This window comes from Methylobacterium symbioticum, from assembly GCF_902141845.1.
Lineage (GTDB): Bacteria > Pseudomonadota > Alphaproteobacteria > Rhizobiales > Beijerinckiaceae > Methylobacterium > Methylobacterium symbioticum.
Map to the genome: position 1 here is coordinate 1 of NZ_CABFPH010000073.1, position 25,915 is coordinate 25,915.

Consider the following 25,915-nt stretch of genomic DNA (forward strand, 5'->3'; position numbering starts at 1 on the left):
CGATCCCATCTCGAACTCGGCCGTTAAACGCACCAGCGCCCATGGTACTGTGTCTCAAGACACGGGAGAGTCGGTCGCCGCCAGGCCTGCCCAACGCAATCACACAGCCCCTCGACACGATCTCACGCACGCCCGGCGCGGGGTGGAGCAGCCCGGTAGCTCGTCAGGCTCATAACCTGAAGGTCGTTGGTTCAAATCCAACCCCCGCAACCAGACCACTTCATGTGATCGGACCCGCCAAGCCTTCGGTTTGGCGGGATTTTTCGTTTTCCAGCCCAGAATCCGGTCATGCCGCACAGCTGCGGTCGCTGTCTCTGATCGGAGGAGGGGAGGGGGCGATTTGCCCCCGCTGCCGTTCGATCTTCTTCCATCTCCGAACAGGGGTGCGCGCTTGGTTCGCACAGGACTCGGGGATCTAAGCCTTGCTGGCCTTGCCACGGCTTTGTAGCTTTCGCGTCGCAATCCTGGCGGACCCTTCCGAGGCGCATGGACCCGACGAACCCCGTGCGTCTGCTGGACCATCTGCAGGCGGAGTCGAACCAGGGCGATCCCTTCGCCGCCGCGGTCCGCGCGACGCGCATGCCGATGATCGTCACGAATCCGCGCCTGTTCGACAATCCGATCGTCTTCGCCAACACCGCCTTCCTGGCCCTGACCGGCTATGAACGGATGGAGGTGACCGGCCGCAATTGCCGGTTCCTGCAGGGGCCGGACACCGATCCCGCCTCGGTCGACGCGATCCGCGCCGCGATCCGGCAGGAGACGCCGATCACGGTCGACCTGCTCAATTATCGCAAGGATGGTTCGACCTTCCGCAACGCGCTCTATCTCGGGCCGGTGCACGACGAGGCCGGGCAGCTGCGCTACTTCTTCGCCTCGCAGCTCGATGTCAGCGAGCGCTACCGCCTGCTCGATGAGATCGCGACGCTGAAAGCCAGGGTCGCGGAACTCGAAGCGCGGTCTTGACGAGCCGCTTGTCTAAGGGCGCGTGAGAAATCCGATCGGCTCGCGGCGCGGGCGGCCAAGCCAGATCAGGACGGCGCCAAGCCCGAGGCCAATGAGCGAGGCCGGGGCCAGCGTCAGCGGCAGAACCAGAAGATCCCACAGCCAGGGGGCGATGCCCTGTACGCTGCCCTGGAGCGCGCCCGCCTTCTCTTTGAAGATCGTGAAGATCAGGTCCGAGAGCGGCGTGACCCGTAAGGCATTGTTCGCGATCGAGCGGGCACCGTCATAGACGAGGGCCACGAAGCCGCCGGCCAGGAGAAGAAAGCCGAGGAAGCGGCTGAGGAAACGCAGCATCGTTGGTTCCGCTGGGGCGGGATCCGGTCCGTCAACATTCGGAGTATGGCCACGCTCGCGTGAGCGCAAGCGGTTGCCAGGCGCCGGCACACCGTGCCAGACGGCTCGGACTCTGGTGGGAGAACGCGACGGCGTGGATGCGCGTGCGGATGCGGCCGGTCACGGACGACCGGCCCTGGTGATCTTCGATTGCGACGGCGTCCTCGTCGACAGTGAGCCGATCAGCCTCGCCTGCCTCACAGCAGGCCTGAACCGGATCGGCGTTCCCATCGATGTCGAGACGGTGCGGGCCCGCTTCGCCGGCACTTCGATGACCTCGATCATGGCGCACATCACCCGCGACTATGGCGTCGTCGCCCCCGATGGGTTCGTGGATGCGGTCAAGGCCAAGACGCTGTGCGCCTTCGATATCGAACTGCGTGCGATGACAGGCGCCGCCAAGATGATCGCTGCCCTGGATCTGCCGATCTGCGTGGCCTCGAGCAGCGATCCCGTGCGGCTGCATCACTCGCTCGGTCTCACCGGGCTGTTACCGCTCTTCGAGGGGCGAATCTTCTCCTCGGTCGAGGTGCCGCGCGGCAAGCCCTTCCCGGACCTGTTCCTGCACGCGGCCGCGCGGATGCAGACCGCGCCGGCATCCTGCCTCGTGGTCGAGGACAGCGTGCCCGGCGTCACGGCGGCGCGTGCCGCCGGCATGCGCGTGATCGGCTTCACCGGCGGCGGTCATTGGGGCCACGATCCGGCCGGTGCGGACCTGTCGGCCGCGGGCGCCGACGTCGTCGTCTCGGACTATGCCGGCCTCGCGCGCCTGATCCTGCCGGGCTGAATCCGGCCGTCGCGAGGGGCTCGGAGCCTCCTGAAGAAGGGCCTCCGCGCTGCTCTGCCTGGAGAGGGAGACCCGCCAGGGGTCAGGTGCGGCGCGAGGTACGTCCGAGCGTTCGCGAGCCCGACATCGAGCCTCGAAGGCGAAGGCCCTGCCAAAGGGTCGCCCCGGCGTCATGCGCCTGCCACGCTTCCGTGCAAAAACGAAACATGCTTCCGTTGACGGACGGGGGTGACGGGTACATTTTAATGATGTCGCAGCCCCGGAGCCGGGGTCTGCGGCCGCGGTGATTTGAAGAGCGTAGCTTGCGCCGCGAAAACAAACGCTAAAGCACCACGTGGTCGCTGGCTTATCTTAAGCTGCTTGCCAAGGCTTCGTGGTCCTTCTTCAGGAGGACGGCGTGTGACTGTATCAGATGTAAAAATTCGACGTTCCGGAGTCCCGTCCATGCGCTGGGCTCGCGTCTGCTGTCGACGCTGAGATCGACCCTTTCTCACCGATCCATCGCAGTCGTGCCGGCTTTGGCTGCCGGCCACCGGGAGTCGTCCATCCATGTCGAAGTTACACATCCCTGAGCCCGAGCCGGGCTTCGGCGGCCCGTCGGCCGCGCCTCGCATCATCGAGGTCGGCGAGATCGCCGCCGGTATCACCGTGCCCGAGGGGCGCGGCGTGCGCTTCTTCTCCTCGACCCGCGATTTCGACAGCCTCGACGGCGTCGTCTTCGGCAGCACCGAGCAAGCGGCGCGGGCCGCCCGCGACCGGTTTCGCACGCGCACCCGGCCGGGTGGGCGTGTGGCACGCACCGCCGGTCAACGCCTGAGGGCGGTCTGACCGGCAGACCGTGTCGGAACGATCGATGCGGCGGCCTTCGGGCCGCCGTTTCCTATTTGCACTCCTCGCGGGTGCGCTTCATCGCCTCCGAGAATCCGGCAAGGGCATACTCGTCGCTCGTCGGGTTGCCGCGGGCCGAGGTCGTCTTGATCACGAGCTTCGGGGCACGGCCACTCATCTCCGCGACGACCTTGGCCTCCTCCGCCGGGTTCTGGAGCCAAGCGTTGTTGTCCTTGGTCACGAGGCCGTAGCGGGCGGTGCCGATGTTCAGGCTCGGATCGGTCGGGGCTGCGGCGGCGCCGGGCTTCTGCTGGGCGGCGGCGGGCTTCGCCGGGAAGCCCAACATCACCGCCACCTCGTTCTGCACGTTCTCGCCCTTGCGCACGGTCACGAACAGGTAGGCGCTGTCGCGCTTCAGCGTGTTGGGCGACCGGGTTTGCGGTTGGGCGATGGCGTAGCAGAGGCGCGTCTTGCCCTGCCCGTTGGTGAAGACGTTCCAGTCACCGATCACCGCCACCGGCGTGGCCTGCTGCATGCCGGGCGGCGTCGCGGCAGGCTTCGCCCGCTCGCGCCCGCGCCGGCCGCGCTGCTTGGGTGCCGCCTCGGGATCCGCTGCCTCCTGCGCCTGCGCCAGACCTGTGCCGAGGGCGCTCGGCGCCTGTCCGGCGAGCAGGGCAGGGGCAAGGAACGCGAGGGCTCCGGCAGTCGACAGGCAGAGGGCACGGCGCATCGGCACATCCTGGGCAGCATCGTCCAGCACGCACAGCGTGGCCGGCGCGCAGGGTTCTAGTGACGCTTGAGCGTCAGGACGGCAAGTCGGCGGGAAAGAGGGCAGGGAGAGGGCAAGGCGTGCACAAGACCGCGGCCGCCTCGCCTCTCTTGAGGATCGATCCGGTTGTGGATCAGACGGCGCGGATCTCGGCCGTGCCGGCTGCGGCCATCACGGCCACCGGCAGCGCCTCCTCGGTCACGGTGATCGTGACCGCCGGCTCAGCGTTCTGGCGTGCCGGCGGGTCGTTGTAGGGCGTGTTGTAGCCCTTGCGTACGGCGGCCCAGTACGCCTCGCGCGACAGACCGGACCCGCTCAGAGCGGCATCGATCATGGCGGTGGCAGCCGCCGCCATGTCCGGCGCCTCATCCGGCTTGATCCAACTCTCGACGGGCATGCTGCGATCTCCGATCCACATGGCCGAGCTTCTAAGCGACGCAACTTAGCTGGACGGTGAACGTACGTGGGACCGGAAGGTTGCAGTGCACAAGCTCAGGCCTTGTCCCCTGAAAGCTTCGTGATCCAGGCCTCCGCCTGAGCCCGCACATTGGCCGGCGCAGTGCCGCCGTAGCTGGTACGGCTCGCCACCGAGTTCTCGACGCCGAGCACCGCGTAGATCGCGTCGGTGATGCGAGGCTCCGCCTCCTGCATCTCGGGCAGGGACAGCTCCTCCAGCCCGACGCCCTTGGACGCGGCCACGCCGACCAGACGGCCAGTCACGTGGTGGGCCTGCCGGAAGGGGAGGCCGAGCTCGCGCACCAGCCAGTCGGCGAGGTCGGTCGCGGTGCTGTATCCGGAACCGGCCGCCTTCGCGAGAACCGCCGCGGCGGGTTCGAGGTCGCGCACCATGCCGGTCATCGCGGCGAGGCACAGGGAGAGAGCCTGGAGCGCGTCGAAGGTCCCCTCCTTGTCCTCCTGCATGTCCTTCGAATAGGCGAGGGGCAGACCCTTCATCACGATGAGGAGCCCGGTCAGCGCGCCGATGATGCGCCCTGCCTTGGCGCGCACCAGCTCCGCCGCGTCGGGGTTGCGCTTCTGCGGCATGATCGACGAGCCGGTGGTGAAGCCGTCCGAGAGCTTCACGAAGCCGAACTGAGCCGAGGTCCAGACCACCAGCTCCTCGGCGAAGCGCGACAGGTGCACGGCGCAGATCGAGGCCGCAGACAGAGCCTCCAGTGCGAAATCGCGATCCGCCACGGAATCGAGGGAGTTCGCTGTCGGCCGGTCGAAGCCGAGCGCCGCGGCCGTGGCGTGCCGGTCGATCGGGAAGGAGGTGCCGGCGAGTGCCGCGGCTCCGAGCGGGCACTCGTTGAGGCGGGCGCGAGCATCGCGGAAGCGACCGCGGTCGCGCGCCAGCATCTCGACATACGCCAAGCAATGGTGGCCGAAGGTGACGGGCTGGGCCGATTGCAGATGGGTGAAGCCCGGCATCACGGTGCCGGCATGGGTGAGGGCCTTGTCGGCGAGCGCACGCTGCAGCTCGGCGGCCTGTGCATCGAGCGAGTCGAGGGTGTCGCGCACCCAGAGCTTCATGTCGGTGGCGACCTGATCGTTGCGCGAGCGCGCCGTGTGCAGGCGCCCCGCGGCCGGGCCGACGATCTCGGTCAACCGGCTCTCCACGGACATGTGGATGTCCTCGAGTTCGCGGCGGAACACGAAGGTGCCGGACTCGATCTCGGCCTGGACGCTCTTGAGGCCGACCTCGATCGCGGCCACATCCTCGGGCGGCAGGATGCCGGCTTGACCCAGCATCGCCACATGCGCCAGCGAGCCGCGGATGTCCTGGGGCGCGAGGCGCTTGTCGAATCCGATCGAGGCGTTGATCTCCTCCATGATCTCGGCCGGGCCGCTCGCGAAGCGGCCGCCCCACATCCGGTTGCTCATGCTCTCAACGTCCCTTCGTTCCGACCAGGACAGGCAAGGCCGATGCCCGTGACCGCCCTTCGTCTCGCCATCGGGGCCGGTCTCGTGACCGCCCTCGCCGCAGGCCTTGCCCTATACGGGACCGGCTCCACCGGCGGCAACGGGGCGGGCCCCTGCGCGCCTTCCGGCGCTGCGCTCGCCCGGGTCTCGGCCGCCGCGCGCGGCGAGGTCGCGGCGATGCAGGCGCCCGAGACGCCCCGGCCCGCGCCGGACATCGCCTTCAAGGGGCCGGACGGGGCCGAGATGCGTCTCGCGGATCTGCGCGGCAAGCTGCTGCTCGTGAACCTGTGGGCGACCTGGTGCGCGCCCTGCAAGGCCGAGATGCCGGCCCTCGACCGGCTCCAGGGCGCGCTCGGTGGAGCGGATTTCGCGGTGGTGGCGATCAACCTCGACACCCGTAACGTGGACAAGCCGCCGCTCTGGATGCGGGAGAACGGCATCGCGACGCTCGCCTACTACGCTGATCCGGGCGGCCGGGTGCTACCCGCGATCCAGCGCGACACCGGCTCCACAGGCCTGCCGACCACCATGCTGATCGACGCCGCCGGCTGCACGGTGGGTGTGATGAAGGGACCCGCCGAGTGGTCGGGCGAGGACGGCCGCAACCTGATCCGCGCGGCCCTCGGACGAAGCTGATCATGGGTTTCCAAAGGCCTCAGGCCTTTGGCGGGTCCAGGGCGGAGCCCTGGGTGTTCCTCGGAGATCCCAGGACGATCCGTGCGGCGCTCTCGCTCGGCGCCTCGCCGCCGGGAAGCTGCATCAGCCCGTCGATCCGCTCCAAAGCCGCCACCTGGCGCTCTCGCTCGGAGCCGCCTGCGAGCAGGGGGCCGAGGGCGCCGGCGAGGCGCTCGGCCGTGCAGTCGGCCTGGATGAATTCCGGCATCGCGTTCTCGCCGAGGATCAGGTTCGGCAGGACGATGGTCGGCACCTGGATCAGGCGGCGGCCGATGAACTCCTCGATCCGCGAGACCTTGTAGGCGACGACCATCGGCACGCCGGCGAGCGCCAGCTCGAGCGTCACCGTGCCCGAGGCGGCGAGCGCCGCCCGGGCCGCGCGGAAGGCCGCATATTTCTCCGCCTCGCCCGCGACGATGCGCACCGGCACCGGCCAGGCGGCGGCCAGAGCTTCGATGCGGGCCCGGTGGCGGCTCACTGCGGGCAGCACCGCCTCGAACGGGCGGCCCTCCGCCTTCAACCGTGCCAGCGTCTCGCCGAAGACCGGCATCAGCCGCTCGATTTCGGAGCGGCGCGAGCCCGGCAGCACGGCGAGGGTGTAGGGCGCAACCTGCCGCGCTTGCGCCGCATCCGGCCCCGGGCGCAACTCGCCGAGGCGCTCGATCAGCGGGTGGCCGACATAGCTGCAGAGGGGGCCGCCGAGGCGGCGATGGGCCTCCGGCTCGAAGGGCAGCAGCGCGAGGACATGGTCGACATAGGCGCGCATGGTCTTCGCGCGCCAGGGCCGCCAGGCCCAAACGCTCGGCGAGACGTAATCGACCACGGGCAGGTCCGGCAGTCGCTTGCGCACCCGCGAGGCGACCGCATGGGTGAAGCCGGGACTGTCGATGATGACGAGCACGTCGGGCCGCGCTGCGACCACGTCGTCCACCGTCTCGCGGATGCGGCGCAGCAGCGTGCGCGCCCGGGCGAGCACCGGCAGGTAGCCCATCACCGCCACGTCATCGAGCGGGAAGAGCGAGGTGAAGCCCTCCGCCGCCATCGCCTCACCGCCGACACCGCCGAGTTCGAGCGGGCCAGGGGCCGCGGCGCGCAGGGCCCGGATCAGCTTCGCGCCGAGCTGGTCGCCCGAATCCTCGCCCGCCACGAGCCAGATCTTCACGCCCGCGTCTCCAACCCCATGAGGAAGAGGCCGCGCCGATCGGCTTCGGCCACCGTCTCGGCACGGTCGATCAACAGAGTCCGGCCGGCCTCGACGGCAATGCCCGCGCAGCCCGCGGCGGCGGCGTTGCGCACCGTGCGCGGACCGACGGCCGGCAGGTCGATGCGCAGGTCCTGGCCGCGTTTGGCGAGCTTCACCAGCACCGTGCCGGCGGTGGGGCGGCCGTAGCCGAAGGGCCTCCGGTTGAGACCCCGCGCGCGGGCCAGCATGCGGTCGGTGCCCTCCGGTCCCTCGATCGCGAGCACCCGGTCGCCCGTCACCACCGCCGCTTGGCCGACATCGAAGGGCGAGAGGCCGGCGAGCAGCGCCTGTCCCGTGCCGACCGAGCCCTGCGCCTCGGCATCCGGCGCGTGTCGCCCGAGGATCCCCAGGGGGCTGAGCAGGTCAGGTGCGACCTCGTGCACGCCGAGCACGCGGTGGCCGTTCTCCTCAAGGAGGGCGAGGGCGGCGCGCAGGAGCCGGTCGTCGCCGCCGCCCGCAATGGCGCGCAGCGCCTCGCGGTTGCGCAGGGCCGCGCCGGCATTGAGCAGGGCCGCCGGGCTCGGGCGCGCAACGCCGCCTGCCGGCACGACCACCGCCGGGCCCCAGCTCTTCAGGATGGCCAGGGTCCCGCCGATATCGAGGAGGTCGACGGTGGCGTCCGCCCGCGCCCGCAGCCGGCGATCGGTGAAGCCGCGCAGGGCCAGGACCTTGAAGCTCCGGCCGGCCCGCTGGAGCGAATCCGCCACGAGGTCCGGCAGGCGTCCGGCCCCCGCGACCAGCACGAGGCTTCCGCTCGGTTCCGCCGGGGCGGGCATGGGTTCAGGCCGCGCCGGTGGCGGCCGGCGCCTCACGCGGCGTGCAGATGGAGCGCTTGCCGCCGGCCCGGATGAAATCGAGGATCTCGCGCACCGCCGGATGCTCGGCGAACTCCGCCGCCACGTCCTCGACGCGTTCCATCAGGGTGCCCTCCGGCGCGAAGAGCAGGCGATAGGCCCGGCGCAGCGCGTGGATGTCCTCGCGGGCGAAGCCGCGGCGCTGCAGGCCGATGATGTTGAGCCCCGACAGGTGCGCCCGGTTGCCGACGACCATGCCGTAGGGGATGCAGTCGTTCTCCAGGCCCGAGAGGCCGCCGACGAAGGCGTGCGCGCCGACGCGCGCGAACTGGATCACGGCCGCGCCGCCGCCCAGGATCGCGTAATCGCCGACGCTGCAATGGCCGGCCAGCATGACGTTGTTGGAGAAGATCACGTTCGAGCCGACCCGGCAGTCGTGCCCGACATGGGAATTCGCCAGGAAGGTGCAGCGGTCGCCGACCACGGTCTCGGAGCCGCCGCCCATGGTGCCCGGATTCATGGTGACGCCCTCGCGGATCTGGCACTCGGCGCCGATCGTGAGCGTCGTCTCCTCGCCGCGGTACTTCAGATCCTGCGGCGGGTGACCGATCGAGGCGAACGGATAGATCTTCGTGCGCGGGCCGATGGTCGTACGGCCGGCGACCACGACATGGCTGACGAGTTCGCATCCGGCCCCGATCACCGCGTCCGGCCCGACATGGCAGAAGGGCCCGATCCGCACGCCCTCGGCGATCGTGGCGCCGGCCTCGACGATGGCGCTCGGATGGATCGCTGTCACGCTCACTGAGTCACCAGCATGGCGCCGATCTCGGCCTCGGCCACGAGCGCGCCGTCCACGCGGGCCTCGCCGCGGAACCACCACATCGTCTTGCGCTGGTTGAGCTTCTTCATGTGGAAGCGCACTTGGTCTCCGGGGACCACCGGCTTGCGGAACTTGCACTTGTCGATGGTCATGAAGAAGACCTGCTTGGTCTGGACCGCGCCGCCGGCCGCGAGGTGGCGGCAGCAGATCGCACCCGCGGTCTGGGCCATGCCCTCGATGAGCAGCACGCCCGGAAAGACCGGCATGCCGGGGAAGTGCCCGGTGAATTGCGGCTCGTTGGCGGTGACGTTCTTGATGCCGATGCAGCTCTCGTCCCGGTCGATCTCGATGATCTTGTCGATCATCAGGAAGGGGTAGCGATGGGGCAGCAGCTCCAGCACCTTCTGGATGTCGGCCGCGCCGAGTTCCTGCACCGTCTCCGTCATCGCCTCAATTACCCCGCCTCCCGGCCGCCAGCGCGGCCGGTTCGTTCATTCCGGATCCGGCCGGTGTTTCGACCAAAACCGCGCCCCAGTGCAAGTCGTTTGGAAAGCCGTCCGATCCCGGCGACCGGCCGCCTACCGCTCCGCCTCGTCGCGGCTCTCGGCGCTGCCGGATCGCTCGGCGAGCCGCGCCAGCGTCGTCAGCTCGCGGAACCAGGCGCGGACGGGCTTGGCCGGCGTCCCGCCCCAGCGGCTGCCCGGCGGCACGTCGCGGTTGACGTTGGACGAGCCGGCGATCTGAGAGCCTCGGCCGATCGTGAGATGGCCGACCACACCGACCTGGCCGCCGAGCACCACGTAATCCTCGAGGGTGGTCGAGCCGGAGATGCCGACGCCCGACACGATCACGCAGTGACGCCCGATCACCACGTTGTGGGCAATCTGCACGAGGTTGTCGATCTTGGTGCCCTCGCCGATCACCGTGTCGCGGCTGGCACCCCGGTCGATCGTGGTGTTCGCGCCGATCTCGACATCGTCCTGGACGATGACGCGACCGATCTGCGGGACCTTCAGATGGCTCGCGCCCATGGCGAAGCCGAAACCGTCCTGGCCGATGCGTGCGCCCGGATGCACGATCACCCGGTTGCCCATCAGCGTGTGGCTGAGGCTTGCCGAAGCGCCGATCGCACAATCGCGCCCGATCCGGCAGAAGGGGCCGATCACCGCGTTGGGACCGATCACCGTGCCCGATCCGATCTCGGCACCGGGACCGACCACCGCGCCGGGATCGACCGTGACGCCGGCCTCCAGATGGGCTTCCGGATGGACATGGGCACCCGGTGCGATCCCGCGGGCGCCGAACTGCGAGCCGGGCCGCAGGGCATCCGGATGCAGGCGGCCGAGGAGCGCGGCGTAGGCGCGGTAGGGATCGCGCAGGACGAGCGCCACGGTCTCCGTGGGCACACGGGCGGCGAAGCGCGGCGAGACGAGGCAGATGCCGGCGCGCGTCGCGGCCAGCGTGTCGCCGTAGCGGGCATTGTCCATGTAGGCGAGGTCGCGCGGACCCGCCCGGTCGAGAGGTGCGGCCCCGGTGACGGTCCGGTCCGGATCGGCGCCCTCGGGCAGGGGGACTCCCGCGGCCTCGGCGATGAGGCGGAGCGTCAGCGTCGTCTGCGCGGTGAAGAAATGCGGGTCGGACATGCTCTAGCGAAACCGTCGCGCGGGCAGCGCATGCCGGTCGCATGCGGGCCCGTCCTGCACCGTCGCGGCTGCGGCGGGCGATCGTGGCCGACCGTCAGGCGATGCGAAAGGGGCGCCAATATGACGACGCGCCGCCCCGGGATGCCGGAGCGGCGCGCGATGTGGTCAGGCGAGGCCCGGAGGCCGGATCAGAAGCGCGAGCCGCCCGAGAAGCGGAACGCCTGGATCTGGTCCTTGCCGACGCGGCCGGCATAGGCGCCGTTCACGAAGACCTTCTCACCCTCGTCCTTCGACAGCGCGTAGGCGTAGTCGAAGCGGATCGGGCCGAGCGGCGAGTTCCAGAGGATCGAGGCGCCCACCGACGAGCGGATCGTCGTCTTGTCGCGGACGTTCAAGCACTCCGGCTCGACGCCGATGGTGAAGGTGTTGAAGTTACAGCCCGACCCAGGGGAGAAGCCATTGATCATGGCGTCGCCGTTCACGTTGAAGACCCGACGGCCGCTATAGCCGAACAGCGTGCCGGCATCGGCGAAGACCGCGCCCTTCAGGCCGAGATCCTTGGGCACGCCCCAGAGCGGGAACTGCACCTCGACGGAGGCGCCGACATAGGTCGAGCCGCCGACCGCGTTGGAGCGGGCATCCGTCGTGCCGACGTCGCGCGGGCCGATGCCGTTCGGGGCGAAGCCGCGGACCAGCGATGGGCCGAGGAAGAACTGGTCGGTCAGGCGCAGCGGGTTGCCGTCGAGGGACTCGATGTGACCGCCCTGCAGACGGACGAAGCCGACGACGTCCTCCCAGAGTTCCTTGTAGTAGCGGGCCTCGCCGGTGATGCGGAAGAACTTCGAGTCACCGCCGAGGCCGGCGACGTCGGGCTTCAGCTCGGCGTAGAGGCCGTTGCGCGGTGCGCCGATGACGTCGAGCGTCGAGTAGGCAAGCGTCAGACCGGCGAGGGAGGTGAGGGTGTTGCCCTGCGAGCCCTTGAGCGCGATCGAGGCCTCGCCGTTATAGGCACACTCCGGATACTTCGCGAGACCGATCAAATCAGGCCGCGGCACGCCGTTAACGGTATTGTCTGTCGCCGTGTACGTCGATGTAACGCCCGGGATCGGCGTCGAGCAGTCGTTGTACGGCCGCTTGATGGTGTTCGGGACCTTCAGCTCGGTGTTGTAGAGCGAATAGCGCAGCGTGACGCCGAATTCCTCGGTGATCGGCAGGCCGAGACGGAGCTGGCCGCCATAGACCGTCGTCTCGTAGCGCGAGTAGCGGGTCAGGTCGCTGTACTTGTAGAAGGCGTCGAAGCCGGCCGCGAGGCGGTAGCCAAGGAAGTACGGCTCTGTGAACGAGAAGTCGACACCGCGGGAATACTGGCCGCCGGTGCCGGCTACGCGGACGTACTGGCCGCGGCCGAGGAAGTTCGACTCCGAGACCGAGACCTCGCCGATGATGCCGTCCTGGGTCGAGTAGCCGCCCGCCACCGAGAACGAGCCGGTGGGCTGATCCTCAACGTCGATGTTCAGGACGACGCGGTCGGGCGAGGAGCCCGGCTCGTTCGAGAAGCGGACCTTCTTGAAGAAGCCCAGGCCGTTCAGGCGCCGCTCGGCGCGGTCGGTGAGCACGCGGTTGTAGGCGTCGCCCTCGCCGAAATCGAGTTCGCGGCGGATGACGTAGTCGCGGGTGCGGGTGTTGCCGCGGATGTTGACGCGTTCGATGTAGACGCGCGGGCCGTCCTCGACGACGAAGCCGAGGGAGACCTGATGCGTGGCGCGGTCGCGCTGGCCGGTGGGGCGCACCTGCGCGAAGGGGAAGCCCTGGCGGTTCACGTCGGTCGTGATGCCCGACAGTGACTTCTCGACGTCCTCGGCGTTGTAGACGTCGCCGACCGCGGCGCGGATCTCGCCGTCGAGACGGCCGGTATCGACGCCGGGCAGGCGCGAGTCGACCGCCACCGCGCCGACCCGGTACTGCTCGCCCTCGTTCACCGTGACGGTGATGACCCAGCCGGTCTTGTCCTCGCCCTCGACGTAGCGGGCATCGGCGTTGACGATCTGGAAGTCGGCGTAGCCGTTGCGGAGGTAGTAGCGGCGGACCAGGTCGAGATCGTTGGCGATCCGGTCGGGATCGTAGACGTCCGAGGTCTTGACGAAGCTCAGGAAGTTCATCTCCGAGGAGCTCATCAGACCGCGCAGGGTCCGCTCGGAATAGGCGTTGTTGCCGACGAAGTTGATCGACACGATGCCGGTCTTATCGCCCTCGTCGATCTGGTAGATCACGTCGATGGTGCCGTTGGGCAGGTCGACGGTGCGGTAGGTGACCTTGGCGGTGCCGCGGCCGGCGCGCCGGTAGATCTCCTTGATGCGGGCGACGTCGGCATTGACCACGGCCGGGTTGAAGGCGCCGCGCGCCTTGGCCTCGATCTGCCCCTCGAGCGTGGCCTTCTCGACCTTCTTGTTTCCCTCGAACACCACCCGGTTGATGATGTTGTTCTCGCGGACGGTCACCACCGTGCGGCCGCCGCTCTGGGCGACCTTCACATCCGAGAACATGCCGCTGGCGAGCAGGTTGCGCCGGGCCTCTTCGGACGAGCCCGAGGCCGTGCCGGTAACGTAGGACCGGATCGTGTCGGAATCGACGCGGCGGTTGCCCTGAACGACGATCTGTTGCGCCTGCGCCGCGGTGCTGACCAGAGCCCCGGTCGCAGCGGCGACTAGGACGATGGTCCGCTTCACCGACTCGCGCCGGTGCTTCCCCGTCATCGACATCATGTAATCGCCCGTCTGTGTTGTTCTCGGAGCGGGAACTCAAACCCGCCACAGGCGGCCGTTGCCCGGCCGTCCCGTCACCTGGTCCAAGCGTAGCTCTTAACGGGATTCCCGAGGCAAGCAAACGTCGCCGTAGGGGGCCGCCTGGGGAAATTGGAGGGTCGTGGCCTTCGGGCCACTTAACGCGGGCGCTTGTGGGACCACGATCCGTCAGCAGGGTAAACCGCAGGTAAAATCCGCGCCGCAAACGACTTTCCGGATCGCTTCGCGGTTGCGGAAAGGCTTCGTAAACCGCGTTTTCGCCGTCCCTGCGATGCGGCTGCCGAGGCGTGACGGGCGGCCGGATCACGGCGGCTTTGCGGCGAATCCGCGGCGCGGCCGGGGAGGGGGCGGATCGGCGGATCGGATCGTCCCGGAATGCCCTGATCGCGGGGCGACTTCAGGCGTGGCGCGCCGCTCTCTCCAGGCCGGGCGGCCTGGAGGCAGCGCGCCCGACTGACGCCGAGGTGACCATCGCCCGCTCTCAGGTGTTGCGACCCCAGGAGGCGCCGAGATTGAGAATATCGTTCCAGGCGGCGAACAGCATCAGCATCAGCACGAGGGCGAGGCCGATGCGGAAGCCGATCTCCTGCGCGCGCTCGCTCAGAGGGCGCCCGCGCACCGCCTCGAAGGCGTAGAAGAGCAGGTGGCCACCGTCGAGAAGGGGGACCGGGAACAGGTTCAGCAGGCCGATCGAGACGGAGAGCAGCGCGATCAGACCCACGAGGCCGCCGACGCCACCGGTCTTGGCGACCTCGCCGGAGACACGTGCGATGCCGATCGGGCCCGAGAGCTGGTCGGCGGATTCGCGGCCGGTGGCGAGCTTGCTGAGATAGGAGAAAGTGCGCTCGACCACGAAGTAGGTCTCGTGCACGCCGAGATTCAGCGAGGCGAGGGGCCCGTACTGGACGAGCTTCGCCTCCGAGCCGTTCGGCGAGCGGATGCCGAGGCGGCCAACCCGGTGGCGCCCGAACGGCGTGCGGTCCTCGTGGACCCGCGGCGTCGCCGTGACCTGCCGCTCGGCACCATTGCGCTCGATCGTGAAGACGAGGGTCGTGCCGGCACTGCCGGTCACGGTGCGGTACATGGCGTTGAAGTCGCCGACCGGCTGGCCGTCGATCGCCTTGATCAGGTCGCCCGGCTCGAAGCCCGCCTCCGCCGCGGCGCTGTTCGGCTCCACCGCGGCGACGCGGGCGGGCAGCTCGTAGCGGCCGCCGAGCCAGATCGCGCCAGCGAAGAGCAGGATGGCCAGGATGAAGTTGGCGGCCGGCCCGGCGGCGACGATGGCCGCGCGTTTCGAGACGGGCTGCGTCGGGAAGCTGGTCGCGCGTTCCTGCGGGCTCATGCGCGCCACGGTCGCGGCGTCGGGTACGCTGGCACCGTTGGCGTCGCCGTGGAACTTCACGTAGCCGCCGAGCGGTATGGCGCAGAGCTTCCAGCGGGTGCCGTGCCGATCGTTGAAGCCGAAGAGCTCCGGCCCGAAGCCGATCGAGAAGGCGTGCACGCCGACGCCGCACCAGCGCCCGACGAGGAAGTGGCCCATCTCGTGCACGAAGACCACGATGGTGAGCACGAACAGGAACGGGATCACCGCGCCGAAAAAGCCGCTGGCGGTGCCGCCCATCGCGTTCAGAAAGTCCATGCCCCGATCCTCAAGGCCTCCCCCGGGAGGCAGTATCCCGGCCCGGCTCTCCCGCCGTGTCGGGTCTCGCTCTAACAGATCGGCATGGGCGGAGGCCAACGCAAACCGTCGCGAGGACCGCCAGCGTCGCATGGAGCGGGATCCGAGGCGAGGCCCCGGCCCGGTCCTGGCCGCGTCGGGTCCCGCTGTCCCCGCTATCCGGGCCTGCCATGCCGGATCGGGTCGATCCGTCGGGATGGTGGATCAGGCGTGACCGAGCAGCGCCAGCCACGTGAGCGTGGTGACCGGCGCGATCAGCGTCGAGACCAGCACGGAGGCGGCCACGAGACCGGTCTCGGTCTTGTAGCGCACGGCGAGAAGGTACGCGTTGATGCCGCAGGGCATCGCCGCGAACAGGGTCGCGACCCCCGCATAGGCCGGCGGCATCGAGAAGACGTGGAAGGCCAGGAGCCACACGGCGAGGGGGTGCAGCACCGTCTTGAGGAGCGCGACGACGAGCGCGCCCGGCAGGTCGAACAGCACGCGGTAGCGCCGCAACCCGGCTCCGAGCGCCACCAGGGCGCAGGTCGAGGCGGTCGCCGCGAAGGCGTCGAGGATGCTCTTCGCCGGCCCGGCCGGGCTGATCCGGAGCAGCTTCATCGCCATCCCGATCAGCAGGGCCACGAAGATCGGGTTCTTGAACAGCACCCGGGCGAGGCCGACGAGCCGCTGCCAGAGCGAGCGCCCGCTCTCGGCCTCGATCAGGAAGGTGGCCACCCCCATCATCAGCGGCAGATGGACGGCGAGCAGCAGGAAGAGCGGGAAGGCGCCCTCGTCGCCATAGGCCTGCAGGATCATCGGCACGCCGACGAAGATCGTGTTCGACTGGCTCGCGGCGAAGCCGTGCAGCACCGCCCCCTGGCGTCCGATCCCGGCGCGGCGCAGCGCGATGAGCGAGCCGGCGGCCCAGGCGATCGCGGCTCCGCCGAAATAGGAGAACCAGTAGGACCACGCGATCTCGCCCTCCAGCCCCGGCCGGGTGAGGGTGCCGATGATCAGCGCCGGCACGGCGATGGCGAAGACGTATTCCGAGAGGCCGTCGCTCACCCGCTCGGAGAGCAGGCCGGCGAGGGCCGCCGCCCAGCCGATCAGGATGATCCCGAAGATCGGGACGATGATCGTGACGGCGTTCACGGCAAGGACGGGTTCCGGCGGCAGGGAGGGGAGGGCGGCTGGTCGCGCGCATACCACGTTCGCACCGCGCTGCACGGGGCGTCGGGTGCATGGCTCACCCGCAGGCTGACAGGCAGGTGGCGCGGGCTCGCATTTTCGCCGGCTTTTCGCGTCACCGGCCTGCGGCCACGCGTGCCACTGCCGCCGCGGGCCGACCCCGTGCCATACTCCCCCTCCGATGACCATCATCGCCATCGATTTCGAGACGGCCAATGAACGGCGCGACAGCGCTTGCGCGGTCGGTCTCGCCTGGATCGCGCACGGCCGCGTCGTGCGCCGGGAATCCAGGCTGATCCGGCCGCCGGAGCTGCGCTTCGCGCCCGGCAACATCCGCGTCCACGGCATCCTGCCGGCGGACGTGGCGGACAAGCCGCCCTTCGACGCGGTGATGGCCGAGTTCCTGCCGGATCTCGCCGGCGGCCTCGTGCTGGCGCACAATGCGAGCTTCGATATCGGCGTGCTGCGCGCCTCGCTCCACGCCTGCGGGCTCGCGGCGCCCCCGCTCGCCTATCTCTGCACGGTGCAGGTGGCGCGGCGCGTCTTCCCCCATCCCGCCGGCTGCGGCCTGTCGAAGGTCGCCGGGCGCCTGGGCATCCGCTTCGCGCACCACGATGCAGGCGAGGACGCCTATGCCTGCGCCGAGATCGCGCTTGCCGCGATGCGCGAGACGGGGGCCGCGGACATGGCCGATCTCGCGCGGCGGATCGACCTGCCGGTCACCCGCGTCGCGGGCGGGCCGCCTCCGCCCCCGCGCGCGGGCGGCGCGATCTCGGCCCGGGTGATGCAGGCTCTGCGCCCGGCTCCGTCCGCGCCTCCGCGCTTCGTCGTGCGCGGCAGCACCGGAAACCGCTACGACGTGACCCTGGAGGAGCGCGCAGGCGCGCCCTATCTCCGCTGCACCTGCATGGCCGGCCGCCACGGCGTGCGCTGCCGCCACGTCAAGGCGCTGGCGGTCGGCGACATTACCGACCTGCTCTCGGACAACGTAGCCGATCTGGCGCACGTCGTCCGGACGCTCGCGGCCGATCCGATCGCCTGATCGGACCGGCCGCCGAGTTCAGGCCGCCTGCTGACGCGCCGCCCCGTAGAAGGTGCCGCCGTCGCGCGCCATGGCGAGGAGGTTCTCCGGCACCGAGAAGCGCGGGCCGTGATGCGCCTCCAGGGCCTGGGCGAGTTCGACGAAGGCCGCCGCCCCCATGAAATCGATGTAGGAGAGCGCGCCCCCGGTGAACGGCGCGAAACCGAAGCCGAGGATCGAGCCGACATCCGCCTCCCGGGGGTCGGTGATCACGCCCTCGCCGACGGTGCGGGCGGCCTCGAGCGCCTGCACCACGAGGAGGCGGTGCTTCAATTCCTCGATGTCGAGGCTGTCGGGGTCGAGCCGCGTGGGCTGCAGGTCCTTCAGGCCCGGCCAGAGGCGCTTGGGCGCGCCTTCGGGATAGTCGTAGAAGCCCTTCCGGTTCTTGCGGCCGAGCCGGCCCTGGTTCTCGACCAGCTCCACGAGGAGCTGCTTCTGGCCATGGTCGATCGCGTCGGGCCCGAGCTGCGCCTCGGTTGCCTTGGCGATCTTGAGGCCGAGATCGAGCGCGACCTCGTCGTTGAGCGAGAGGGGACCGACCGGCATGCCGGCCATCTTGCCCGCGTTCTCGATCATCGCGGGCGGCACCCCTTCGAGCAGCATCTTGTGCCCTTCGAGGATGTAGGCCGTCACGCAGCGATTGGCGAAGAAGCCGCGCGAATCGTTGACCACGATCGGGGTCTTCTTGATCAGGCGCACGTAGTCGAGCGCCGTCGCGATCGCCCGGTCGCCCGTGGCCTCGCCCTTGATGATCTCGACGAGCATCATCTTCTCGACCGGCGAGAAGAAGTGGATGCCGACGAACTGGTCGGGCCGGGCGCTGGCCTTGGCGAGTCCGGTGATCGGCAGGGTCGAGGTGTTCGAGGCAAAGACCGCGTCGGGGCCGATCGCGGCCTCGACCTGCCTGATCACCTCGGCCTTCACGCGCGGATCCTCGAACACCGCCTCGATCACGAGGTCGCAGTCCTTCAGGGCCGCGTAGTCGGTCGTGGTCTGGATGCGCGCGAGCAGCGCGTCGCGGTCGGCGGTCTTGGCGCGGCCCTTGTTGATCTGCCCGGTGATCAGGCTGTGGGCGTAGGCCTTGCCCTTCTCGGCGGCCTCAGCCGTCTGGTCGATCAGCACCACCTCGAGCCCGGCACTGGCGCTGACATAGGCGACGCCTGCGCCCATGAAGCCGGCGCCGACCACGCCGACGCGCTTCAGGTCGGTCGGCGGCACATCCTTCGGGCGGCGCGCACCCTTGTTCAGCTCGCCCATCGAGATGAACAGGGTGCGGATCATCGCCTGCGCCTCGCTGGTGCGCAGGATCTTGGCGAAGTAGCGGCTCTCGACCTTGAGGGCGAGGTCCATGGGCAGCTGCAGGCCCTCGTAGACGGAGGCCAGGATCGCCTTGGCGGCCGGATAGTTGTCGTGCGTCTCGCGGCGGTAGATGGCGTTGGCCGGCGGCCAGATCATCATGCCGGCCGGCGAGTAGACCTTGCCCGACGGCGCCTTGAACTTCGGCACGTCCCAGGGCGCCACCGCCGAGCCGCCGCCCGCGATCCAGGCTTTGGCCTGGGCGACGATCTCGTCCTTCGGGGCGACAGCGTGGACGAGGCCCATGTTGCGGGCCATCAGCGGGCGGAGCTGCTCGCCCTTGAACAGCATCTGCAGGGCGTCGCCCGTCTGCATCAGGCGCGCCACGCGCTGGGTGCCGCCGCCGCCCGGGAACAGGCCGACCTTGATCTCCGGCAGGCCGACGCGGGTCTTCGGGTCGTCCGAGGCGATCCGGTGGTGGCAGGCCAGCGCCAGCTCGAAGGCGCCGCCGAGGCAGATGCCGCTGATTGCCGCCACGAAGGGCTTGCCGCAGGTCTCCAGCCGCCGGAACAACAGCGAGAGACGGCGGGACTCCTCGAAGAAGCGGACCATCGCCGCCTCCTCGCCCTCCGTCGCCTTGAGCGCCTCGTAGGCGCGGCCGAGACCCTGGAGCATGGTCAGGTCGGCGCCGCCCGAGAAATTGTCCTTGCCCGAGGTGATGACGCAGCCCTTGATGCCGGCGTCACCCGCCACGGTTTCGATGATCTGCGACAGCTCGTCCATCACCGCCTCGGTGATGACGTTCATCGAGCGGCCCGGCATGTCCCAGGTCGCCACCGCGATGCCGTCCGCATCGGTCTCGAAGCGAAAGTTCTTCAGGTCGGTCATGGAGCGCTTCCTCTTCGAAGTCCTCGGGGGCCGGCAGCGCGGCAGGCGCCGCTCAGGCCCCCGTCATTTCTGGGTGGGAGCCGGGGCGGGGGTCGGCACGGGCGGCGCGCCGGTCTGCGAGCCGGCCTCGCCCGCGGCGGCGACCGCCAGCATGTTCAGGAGCTTGGTCACCGAGCCCTGCGAGATCGCCGTCACCGAGGAATTCGGGTCGGCATTGAGGCTCTGGAACTTCTGGTAGGTCTTGTCGTCGTAGATCTCGTTGAGGTGCTTCAGCTCGGTGAGGCTGAACTTGTCGGCGTATTCCTTCGACAGGCCCTCGACCATGATCCCGCGCTGGCGCTCGAATTCGGCCATGAGCTCCTTGCGCACGGCCTCGGATTTCTGCTCCGGCATCGACGCCACGGTCTTCTCCAGCGCCGTCGCGAAGCCGGTCTGAAGGTTCTTGATCAGCGTCTTGGTCACGAGCGTCTGGGCTTGCGCGATCTTGTCGGCGGCCTCGTCGGCGCGGGCGCCGAGAGGCAGCGCCAGGGCGGTGGTCAGGCAGAGGGTGGCGATCAGGCGGTTCATCTGCGGCGTTGCTCCCGGTGAGGTCTCGTTTCCGCCGCCCGGTGCGGCGGTCGCGCGGCCGTCTACCAGCGTTTCCAGGGATTTGGGAGCGCGGCGGAACGCGCTCCCGAGCCCCCGTGCGCTCACACCCGTTCGATGATCGTCGCCGTACCCATGCCGGCGCCGATGCAGAGCGTCACCAGGGCGCGCTCCTTGCCGGTGCGCTCCAGCTCGTCCAGCACCGTGCCGAGGATCATCGCGCCGGTCGCCCCGAGGGGGTGGCCCATGGCGATGGCTCCGCCGTTGACGTTCACCTTGGCCGGGTCGAGGTCGAAGGCCTGGTGGAAGCGCAGCACCACCGAGGCGAAGGCCTCGTTGATCTCGAACAGGTCGATGTCGGCGAGGCTCAGGCCGGACTTGGCGAGCACCTTGCGCGTCACGTCCACGGGGCCGGTGAGCATCAGGGCCGGGTCGGAGCCGATATTGGCGAAGGCGCGGATCCGCGCCCGCGGCCGCAGGCCCGCCGCGTCGCCGGCCTCCTTCGAGCCGATCAGCACGGCGGCGGCGCCGTCCACGATTCCCGACGAGTTGCCGGCATGGTGGACGTGATCGACCGCCTCGACGTCCGGATGGGCGTCGATCGCGACGGCGTCGAAGCCGCCCATCTGGCCCATCTGCACGAAGGAGGGCTTGAGCTGCCCGAGCGACTGCATGTCGGTGGAGGGCCGCATGTGCTCGTCGCGGTCGAGGAGCGTGATGCCGTTGATGTCCCTGACCGGCACGATCGCGTTGCGGAACAGGCCCTCGTCCCAGGACTTCGCCGAGCGCTTCTGCGATTCGACGGCGTAGGCGTCGCAATCGTCGCGGGTGAAGCCGTATTTAGTGGCGATGAGATCGGCCGAGACGCCCTGCGGCATGAAGTAGGACTTCACCGCGATGGCCGGGTCCACCGGCCAGGCGCCGCCCGAGGCGCCGAGACCCACGCGGCTCATCGATTCGACGCCGCCGCCCACCGTCATGTCGTGCTGGCCCGCCATCACCTGGGCGGCGGCGAAGTTCACCGCATCGAGGCCCGAGGCGCAGAAGCGGTTGATCTGCACGCCGGGCACGTGGGCGCCGTAATCGGCCACCAGGGCCGCGGCGCGGGCGATGTCGCCGCCAGCCTCGCCGACCGGATCGACGCAGCCGAGCACCACGTCGTCGACGCGCGTCGTGTCGAGGTTGTTACGCTCCTTGAGGGCGCGCAGGGCCGTCTCGGCGAGGCGCAGGGCCGTCACCTCGTGCAGCGCGCCGTCCGGCTTGCCGCGGCCGCGCGGCGTGCGGACGTGGTCGTAGATGTAGGCCTCGGGCATCTCTGCGCTTCCTCGTGTGCCGTTCGTGTCCCTGGTTCTTCGACGGGAGGGGCGATCCTCGCATCATCGAAGTCCGAAGAGGGACGGCTGCCTGATCCGGCGCGGGTCCCCTCTCCCGTTCGGGAGAGGGACAGGGTGAGGGTCGAGAACTTTCCGGAGAACTCGCAACGGTGGCGCAGCTCATGTGGAGCCTGCTCCGGGACATTCTCATCCCTCACCCCAACCCTCTCCCGCACGGGAGAGGGGGCCTGTCCTGATTCCCGCCCTCGCTCCCGCACCGTTCTCTCTGGTTTTCCGACCTAGAACGCCTCGGCCGCGAGCGCCATGGTGCTGTCCGCCCCGGTCTTGATCCGGGCGAGGCGAAGCGCCGTCTCCGGCAGGATGCGCTCCATGAAGAAGCGGCCGGTGACGAGCTTGGCCTCCATGCGGGGCTCGCCCGCCTTCTCCTGTGCCGCCTTGGCGATCCGCGCCCACATGTAGCCCATCGCCACGAGGCCGAGGAGATGCATGTAGTCGGTCGCCCCGGCGCCCGCGTTGTCGGGCTTGGCCATCGCGTTCTGCATGAACCACATGGTGGCGCCCTGCAGGTCGTTCACCGCCGCCTGGAGCGGGGCGACGAAGGGCTTCATCGCCTCCGTCTCGTTGTGGTCCTTGATGAAGGTCTGGACCTCGCCGAGGAAGGTCATCATCGCGCGGCCGCCGTCGCGCGGCAGCTTGCGGCCGATCAGGTCCATGGCCTGGATGCCGTTGGCGCCCTCGTAGATCATGGCGATGCGGGCATCGCGCACGAACTGCGACATGCCCCATTCCTCGACATAGCCGTGGCCGCCGAACATCTGCTGCGCCTCGACCGCGTTGGCGAAGCCCCGGTCGGTCAGCACGCCTTTCACCACCGGCGTCATCAGGCCCATATGGTCGTCGGCCGCCTGACGCTGCTTGGCGTCCTGCGAGCGGTGCACGATGTCGGATTGCAGCGCGGTCCAGAGCACCAGCGCGCGGGCGGCTTCGTTGAAGGCGCGGATGCCCATCAGCGTGCGGCGCACGTCCGGATGGACGATGATCGGGTCGGCGGCCTTGTCGGGCGCCTTGGCGCCGGTCAGGGCGCGGCCCTGCAGGCGGTCCTTCGCGTAGGCCACGGCGTTCTGGTAGGCGACCTCGGACTGGCCGAGCCCCTGCACCCCCACCGCGAGGCGCGCTTCGTTCATCATCACGAACATCGCGTTGAGGCCGCGGTTCGCCTCGCCCACGAGCCAGCCCTTCGCGCCGTCATAGTTCATGACGCAGGTGCTGTTCCCGTGGATGCCCATCTTGTGCTCCAGGGAGCCGCAGGAGACGCCGTTGCGCTCGGCCAGCGAGCCGTCCGCGTTCACCAGGAACTTCGGCACCACGAAGAGCGAGATGCCCTTGGTGCCGGCCGGCGCGCCCTCGATCCGGGCGATGACGAGGTGGACGATGTTCTCGGAGAGGTCGTGCTCGCCGGCCGAGATGAAGATCTTGGTGCCGGTGAGGCTGTAGGAGCCGTCGCCATTCGGCACCGCCTTGGTCTTCAGCAGGCCGAGATCCGTGCCGCAATGCGGCTCGGTCAGGTTCATGGTCCCGGTCCAGGCGCCCTCGACCATCTTCGGGACGTAGGTCCGCTTCTGGTCCTCCGAGCCGTGCACGAGCAGGGCGGCGATCGCGCCTTGGGTGAGCCCGGGATACATGCCGAGCGCCAGGTTCGCGCCGGAGACGAATTCCTGCATCGCGGTGTTGAGGGTGTGGGGCAGGCCCTGGCCGCCGAACTCCTCCGGCACCGAGAGGCCCATCCAGCCGCCCTGTGCGTAGGCGTCGTAGGCCGCCTTGAAGCCCTTGGGCGTCGTCACCGAGCCGTCGGCGTTGCGGGTGCAGCCTTCGAGATCGCCCGCGCGGTTCACCGGGGCGAACACCGTGTCGGCGAGCTTGGCGCCCTCGGTGAGCACCGCCTCGACCACGTCCGGCGAGGCCTCGCTGAAGCCCGGCAGGTTGTCGTAGCGGTGGAAGCCGAGCACGTCGTTCAGGAGGAACAGGGTGTCCTCGACCGGGGCGCGGTAGCTCGGCATCTCATCTCCCTCCGATAAGCCGGCGAGGTCTCCGGCGCGCCGGATGCGCCGCGTCCCGCTCGATAGTTCACATATAAACTATCTCTCGGCCTTCGCGCAAGGGCCGGGGCTGGCGCTCCGTGATAGGGCGTCGCGATGTCGAGGTGCAGCTCTCCAGAGACAAAGCCGGGCTTCTCCAGCGCAAAGAGGCTCTTAACCGGCTGTTTACCAAGAAAGTTAATGGTCGCACCGATCCGACGACCGCACGGCTCCGGCGACCTAAATTCAGGCCGGCTTGGGCTGTGTGCCGCGCCTTAGAGGCAGGCCGAGTTATGACGCGAACCGCCAAGGCGAACCTCGACAGCTTCGATCCGGAAGTGATCGAAGCCGCGCGCGACGTGGCGCTGCGGGCGGGCATCCCGCTTGAGGACTGGATCGCCGCCAACGTGCCCCAGCTCGGGCGCCGCCGCGGGCGCAGCGAGGGGCGCGGGGATTCGTCTGCGGCCGCCTCAACGCGTCAGGCCGAGGAGCGGCGTCCCGTGGCGGGACGGCAGCCCACGGGTCCGCGCAAGGCGTCGGCCGCCGCCGCTGCGGAGACCCGCGCCATGGAGGCGCTGCTGGAGCGCCTCGACGGGATCGACCGGGCGCTCGCCGAGGAGCGCATCTCCGCGCGCGAGGCCGAGGGCCGTCGCCTGGACGCGCTCGAGGAGAAGATCGAGCGTCGGATGTCCGAACTCGGCGACCGCTTCGCTGCGGCGCGGCCCTATGGCCGGCGCGGCCGGGCCCCGGCGAGCGAGATCCGCGACGCAGTCCACGAGATCCGCCAGCGCCAGCGCGAGCTCGGCGAGGGCGATCCGAACGTGGTCGCCGGGATGCGCCGCGATCTCGCCCGCCGCCTCGATGCCGGCCTGCACGAGGAGCTCGTGGCGGACACCGCCGCCCTCGTGTCCGAGCTGAAGCGCGAGACGCTGCGCCTGCGCGAATCGATCGGTGGCCTGGCCACCAGCCGCGACGTCGGCGCCCTCGAACAGGCGATGATCTCCCTGGCCACCGGGGTCGAGCGGGCCCAGCCCTCGGCCGACCTCTCGGCGATCGCGGCCCCGATCGCCGAGATCCGCGCCCAGATCGACCGGCTGTCGGACGAGGTTGCCGACAATGTCCATGCCCGCGTCGCGGGCGAGGTCGAGCGCCTCGCCGCGCGCCTCGGCCAGGTGCCGCTCTGTGCCGGCGATGCGCCGCAGGCCGACGCGCTCGTCGCCCTGTCCCGCGAGATCGAGGAGATCCGCCATCTCGTCGGCGCCCTGGCGGGCCCTGAGCGCATCCAGAGTCTCGCCCAGGGCATGCAGGCGATCAGCGCGCAGATCGCCGAGCTCCAGGCCGCTCAGGCGGCACCGGAGGACGGCCTGCGCCCCATCCTGGAGGAGATCCGCAGCGGGCTCTCCGGCCGCCCGGCCGCCGCCCTCGCCGAGCAGATGCGGGCGATGACCGAGCGGCTCGACGCCTTCCAGGTCGAGGGCGGACCCACCGACCGGGCCGCCTCGAAGGCCATTCTCGGCCGGATCGACGCCCTCGCCGACAAGGTCGAGCAGGCGAGCCATCAGCCCGTCGGCGACCTGATTGGGCGCCTGGAAGGGCTCGGCGAGAGCCTGCGCGGCCCGGGCGGCGATGTCGCCTCGATCCACACCATGCTCAACGCCCTGGCCGAGAAGGTCGAGCGCGTCGGCAGCCGGGCCGCGCCCGAGGGGCTCGACGCCCTGGAGCGGCAGGTGGTCAGCCTCGCGAGCCGGCTCGACGCGCACAGTGTCGACCCGACCCTCGCCAGCCTTGAGCGGACCATGGGCGACCTGCTGCGGCAGGTCTCCGCGCTGCGCGAATCGGCGCCGGACGAGGCGGCCCTGGAGCGGGCGGCGCGCAAGGCGGTCGCGGCGAGCCTCGCGGAGCCGCGCGGACCCGAGGACCGCGGCGAGATCGGCCTGCTCCGCGCGGGCCTTGCCGACCTCCAGGCGAAGCAGACGGCCTCCGACCTGCGGCTCGGCACGATGCTGGACGGCGTGCAATCCGCCCTCGACCGCCTGATGATCCGCCTCGACGCCGCCGAGAGCGGCGTCGCTGCCGGCCGGGCGCCGAGCCTCGGCGAGCAGCTGCTCGGCTCGACCGCGGAGGCACCGCGCCACGGGCCCCTGCGCCGGCCCGATGCGCCGCGCCCGGCCCCGTCCGAGGATG

At 69.8% G+C, this 25,915-nt stretch carries 22 protein-coding genes, 1 tRNA gene and 1 rRNA gene; 8 read left to right on the forward strand and 16 right to left on the reverse strand.

Features of this window, described 5'->3' with window-relative positions; all coding sequences use genetic code 11:
* The 3 genes from rrf to MET9862_RS20470 form a co-directional block, all read left to right on the forward strand.
* A 5S ribosomal RNA gene (rrf, locus tag MET9862_RS20460) occupies positions 1–86 on the forward strand; the annotation flags it as partial.
* 50 nt (positions 87–136) lie between these two features.
* Positions 137–213 (forward strand) — tRNA-Met (locus tag MET9862_RS20465).
* Between the two features lie 273 nt (positions 214–486).
* Positions 487–966, forward strand: coding sequence for a PAS domain-containing protein (locus MET9862_RS20470; protein WP_142584721.1), 480 nt, complete (start codon positions 487–489; stop codon positions 964–966).
* Positions 967–978: 12 nt separating this feature from the next.
* Here the strand turns inward: MET9862_RS20470 and MET9862_RS20475 are convergent, their stop codons facing one another.
* Positions 979–1,299, reverse strand: a complete 321-nt coding sequence (locus MET9862_RS20475; protein WP_142584722.1) for a PetM family of cytochrome b6f complex subunit 7 — start codon at positions 1,297–1,299, stop codon at positions 979–981.
* Positions 1,300–1,432: 133 nt separating this feature from the next.
* Here MET9862_RS20475 and MET9862_RS20480 point away from each other — a divergent pair, with 133 nt between their 5' ends.
* Together MET9862_RS20480 and MET9862_RS20485 are read left to right on the forward strand one after the other, a co-directional pair.
* The gene (locus MET9862_RS20480; RefSeq protein ID WP_244612817.1) at positions 1,433–2,125 is read left to right on the forward strand and encodes an HAD family hydrolase; all 693 of its coding nucleotides are present in this window, start codon (positions 1,433–1,435) and stop codon (positions 2,123–2,125) included.
* A 549-nt stretch (positions 2,126–2,674) separates the two neighbouring features.
* The gene (locus tag MET9862_RS20485) at positions 2,675–2,953 is read left to right on the forward strand and encodes a hypothetical protein (RefSeq protein ID WP_142584723.1); all 279 of its coding nucleotides are present in this window, start codon (positions 2,675–2,677) and stop codon (positions 2,951–2,953) included.
* Positions 2,954–3,005: 52 nt separating this feature from the next.
* Here the strand turns inward: MET9862_RS20485 and MET9862_RS20490 are convergent, their stop codons facing one another.
* The 3 genes from MET9862_RS20490 to argH form a co-directional block, all read right to left on the reverse strand.
* The gene (locus tag MET9862_RS20490) at positions 3,006–3,683 is read right to left on the reverse strand and encodes an invasion associated locus B family protein (protein WP_142584724.1); all 678 of its coding nucleotides are present in this window, start codon (positions 3,681–3,683) and stop codon (positions 3,006–3,008) included.
* 172 nt (positions 3,684–3,855) lie between these two features.
* Positions 3,856–4,119 carry a hypothetical protein gene (locus MET9862_RS20495; protein ID WP_142584725.1) on the reverse strand — a complete coding sequence of 88 codons (264 nt, stop codon included), beginning with the start codon at positions 4,117–4,119 and terminating at the stop codon, positions 3,856–3,858.
* Between the two features lie 95 nt (positions 4,120–4,214).
* Positions 4,215–5,606: an argininosuccinate lyase gene (gene argH / locus MET9862_RS20500; protein ID WP_142584726.1), complete on the reverse strand. Its 1,392-nt coding sequence runs from the start codon at positions 5,604–5,606 to the stop codon at positions 4,215–4,217.
* A gap of 42 nt (positions 5,607–5,648) precedes the next feature.
* Between argH and tlpA the strand changes: the two genes are divergently transcribed.
* Positions 5,649–6,281 (forward strand): thiol:disulfide interchange protein TlpA, encoded by a 633-nt coding sequence (gene tlpA / locus MET9862_RS20505; protein WP_142584727.1) that lies wholly within the window; start codon positions 5,649–5,651, stop codon positions 6,279–6,281.
* A 19-nt stretch (positions 6,282–6,300) separates the two neighbouring features.
* Here the strand turns inward: tlpA and lpxB are convergent, their stop codons facing one another.
* The 8 genes from lpxB to MET9862_RS20545 form a co-directional block, all read right to left on the reverse strand.
* Positions 6,301–7,482, reverse strand: coding sequence for a lipid-A-disaccharide synthase (gene lpxB, locus MET9862_RS20510; protein WP_142584728.1), 1,182 nt, complete (start codon positions 7,480–7,482; stop codon positions 6,301–6,303).
* Positions 7,479–8,339, reverse strand: a complete 861-nt coding sequence (locus tag MET9862_RS20515) for an LpxI family protein (protein WP_142584729.1) — start codon at positions 8,337–8,339, stop codon at positions 7,479–7,481. The genes lpxB and MET9862_RS20515 overlap by 4 nt, the downstream gene beginning before the upstream one ends.
* 4 nt (positions 8,340–8,343) lie before the next feature.
* The gene (gene lpxA, locus MET9862_RS20520) at positions 8,344–9,162 is read right to left on the reverse strand and encodes an acyl-ACP--UDP-N-acetylglucosamine O-acyltransferase (protein ID WP_142584730.1); all 819 of its coding nucleotides are present in this window, start codon (positions 9,160–9,162) and stop codon (positions 8,344–8,346) included.
* Positions 9,159–9,626 carry a 3-hydroxyacyl-ACP dehydratase FabZ gene (gene fabZ / locus MET9862_RS20525; RefSeq protein ID WP_142584731.1) on the reverse strand — a complete coding sequence of 156 codons (468 nt, stop codon included), beginning with the start codon at positions 9,624–9,626 and terminating at the stop codon, positions 9,159–9,161. The genes lpxA and fabZ overlap by 4 nt, the downstream gene beginning before the upstream one ends.
* Positions 9,627–9,758: 132 nt before the next feature.
* Entirely contained in the window at positions 9,759–10,823 is a 1,065-nt protein-coding gene (lpxD, locus tag MET9862_RS20530) for a UDP-3-O-(3-hydroxymyristoyl)glucosamine N-acyltransferase (RefSeq protein WP_142584732.1), read from the reverse strand.
* 188 nt (positions 10,824–11,011) lie between these two features.
* Positions 11,012–13,585: an outer membrane protein assembly factor BamA gene (gene bamA, locus MET9862_RS20535; protein ID WP_142584733.1), complete on the reverse strand. Its 2,574-nt coding sequence runs from the start codon at positions 13,583–13,585 to the stop codon at positions 11,012–11,014.
* Positions 13,586–14,105: 520 nt separating this feature from the next.
* Positions 14,106–15,263, reverse strand: a complete 1,158-nt coding sequence (gene rseP, locus MET9862_RS20540; protein ID WP_142584734.1) for an RIP metalloprotease RseP — start codon at positions 15,261–15,263, stop codon at positions 14,106–14,108.
* A gap of 243 nt (positions 15,264–15,506) precedes the next feature.
* A complete protein-coding gene (locus MET9862_RS20545) occupies positions 15,507–16,436 on the reverse strand; it encodes an AEC family transporter (protein ID WP_142584735.1) in 930 nt (309 codons plus the stop codon).
* 217 nt (positions 16,437–16,653) lie between these two features.
* On the opposite strand from MET9862_RS20545, the gene MET9862_RS20550 reads away from it, so the two are divergent.
* Complete coding sequence (locus MET9862_RS20550; RefSeq protein WP_142584736.1) at positions 16,654–17,514, forward strand: 3'-5' exonuclease; 861 nt, start codon at positions 16,654–16,656, stop codon at positions 17,512–17,514.
* An 18-nt stretch (positions 17,515–17,532) separates the two neighbouring features.
* Here the strand turns inward: MET9862_RS20550 and MET9862_RS20555 are convergent, their stop codons facing one another.
* The 4 genes from MET9862_RS20555 to MET9862_RS20570 all read right to left on the reverse strand — a co-directional run bounded on the left by MET9862_RS20555 (position 17,533) and on the right by MET9862_RS20570 (position 23,713).
* Positions 17,533–19,737, reverse strand: a complete 2,205-nt coding sequence (locus MET9862_RS20555) for a 3-hydroxyacyl-CoA dehydrogenase NAD-binding domain-containing protein (RefSeq protein ID WP_142584737.1) — start codon at positions 19,735–19,737, stop codon at positions 17,533–17,535.
* 63 nt (positions 19,738–19,800) lie between these two features.
* Positions 19,801–20,304 carry a DUF2059 domain-containing protein gene (locus tag MET9862_RS20560; RefSeq protein ID WP_142584738.1) on the reverse strand — a complete coding sequence of 168 codons (504 nt, stop codon included), beginning with the start codon at positions 20,302–20,304 and terminating at the stop codon, positions 19,801–19,803.
* A gap of 122 nt (positions 20,305–20,426) precedes the next feature.
* A complete protein-coding gene (locus MET9862_RS20565) occupies positions 20,427–21,635 on the reverse strand; it encodes an acetyl-CoA C-acetyltransferase (protein WP_142584739.1) in 1,209 nt (402 codons plus the stop codon).
* A 299-nt stretch (positions 21,636–21,934) separates the two neighbouring features.
* Complete coding sequence (locus tag MET9862_RS20570; protein WP_142584740.1) at positions 21,935–23,713, reverse strand: acyl-CoA dehydrogenase C-terminal domain-containing protein; 1,779 nt, start codon at positions 23,711–23,713, stop codon at positions 21,935–21,937.
* A 311-nt stretch (positions 23,714–24,024) separates the two neighbouring features.
* Here MET9862_RS20570 and MET9862_RS20575 point away from each other — a divergent pair.
* A partial coding sequence (locus MET9862_RS20575) for a coiled-coil domain-containing protein (RefSeq protein ID WP_497756010.1) occupies positions 24,025–25,915 on the forward strand: 1,891 nt, incomplete at its 3' end.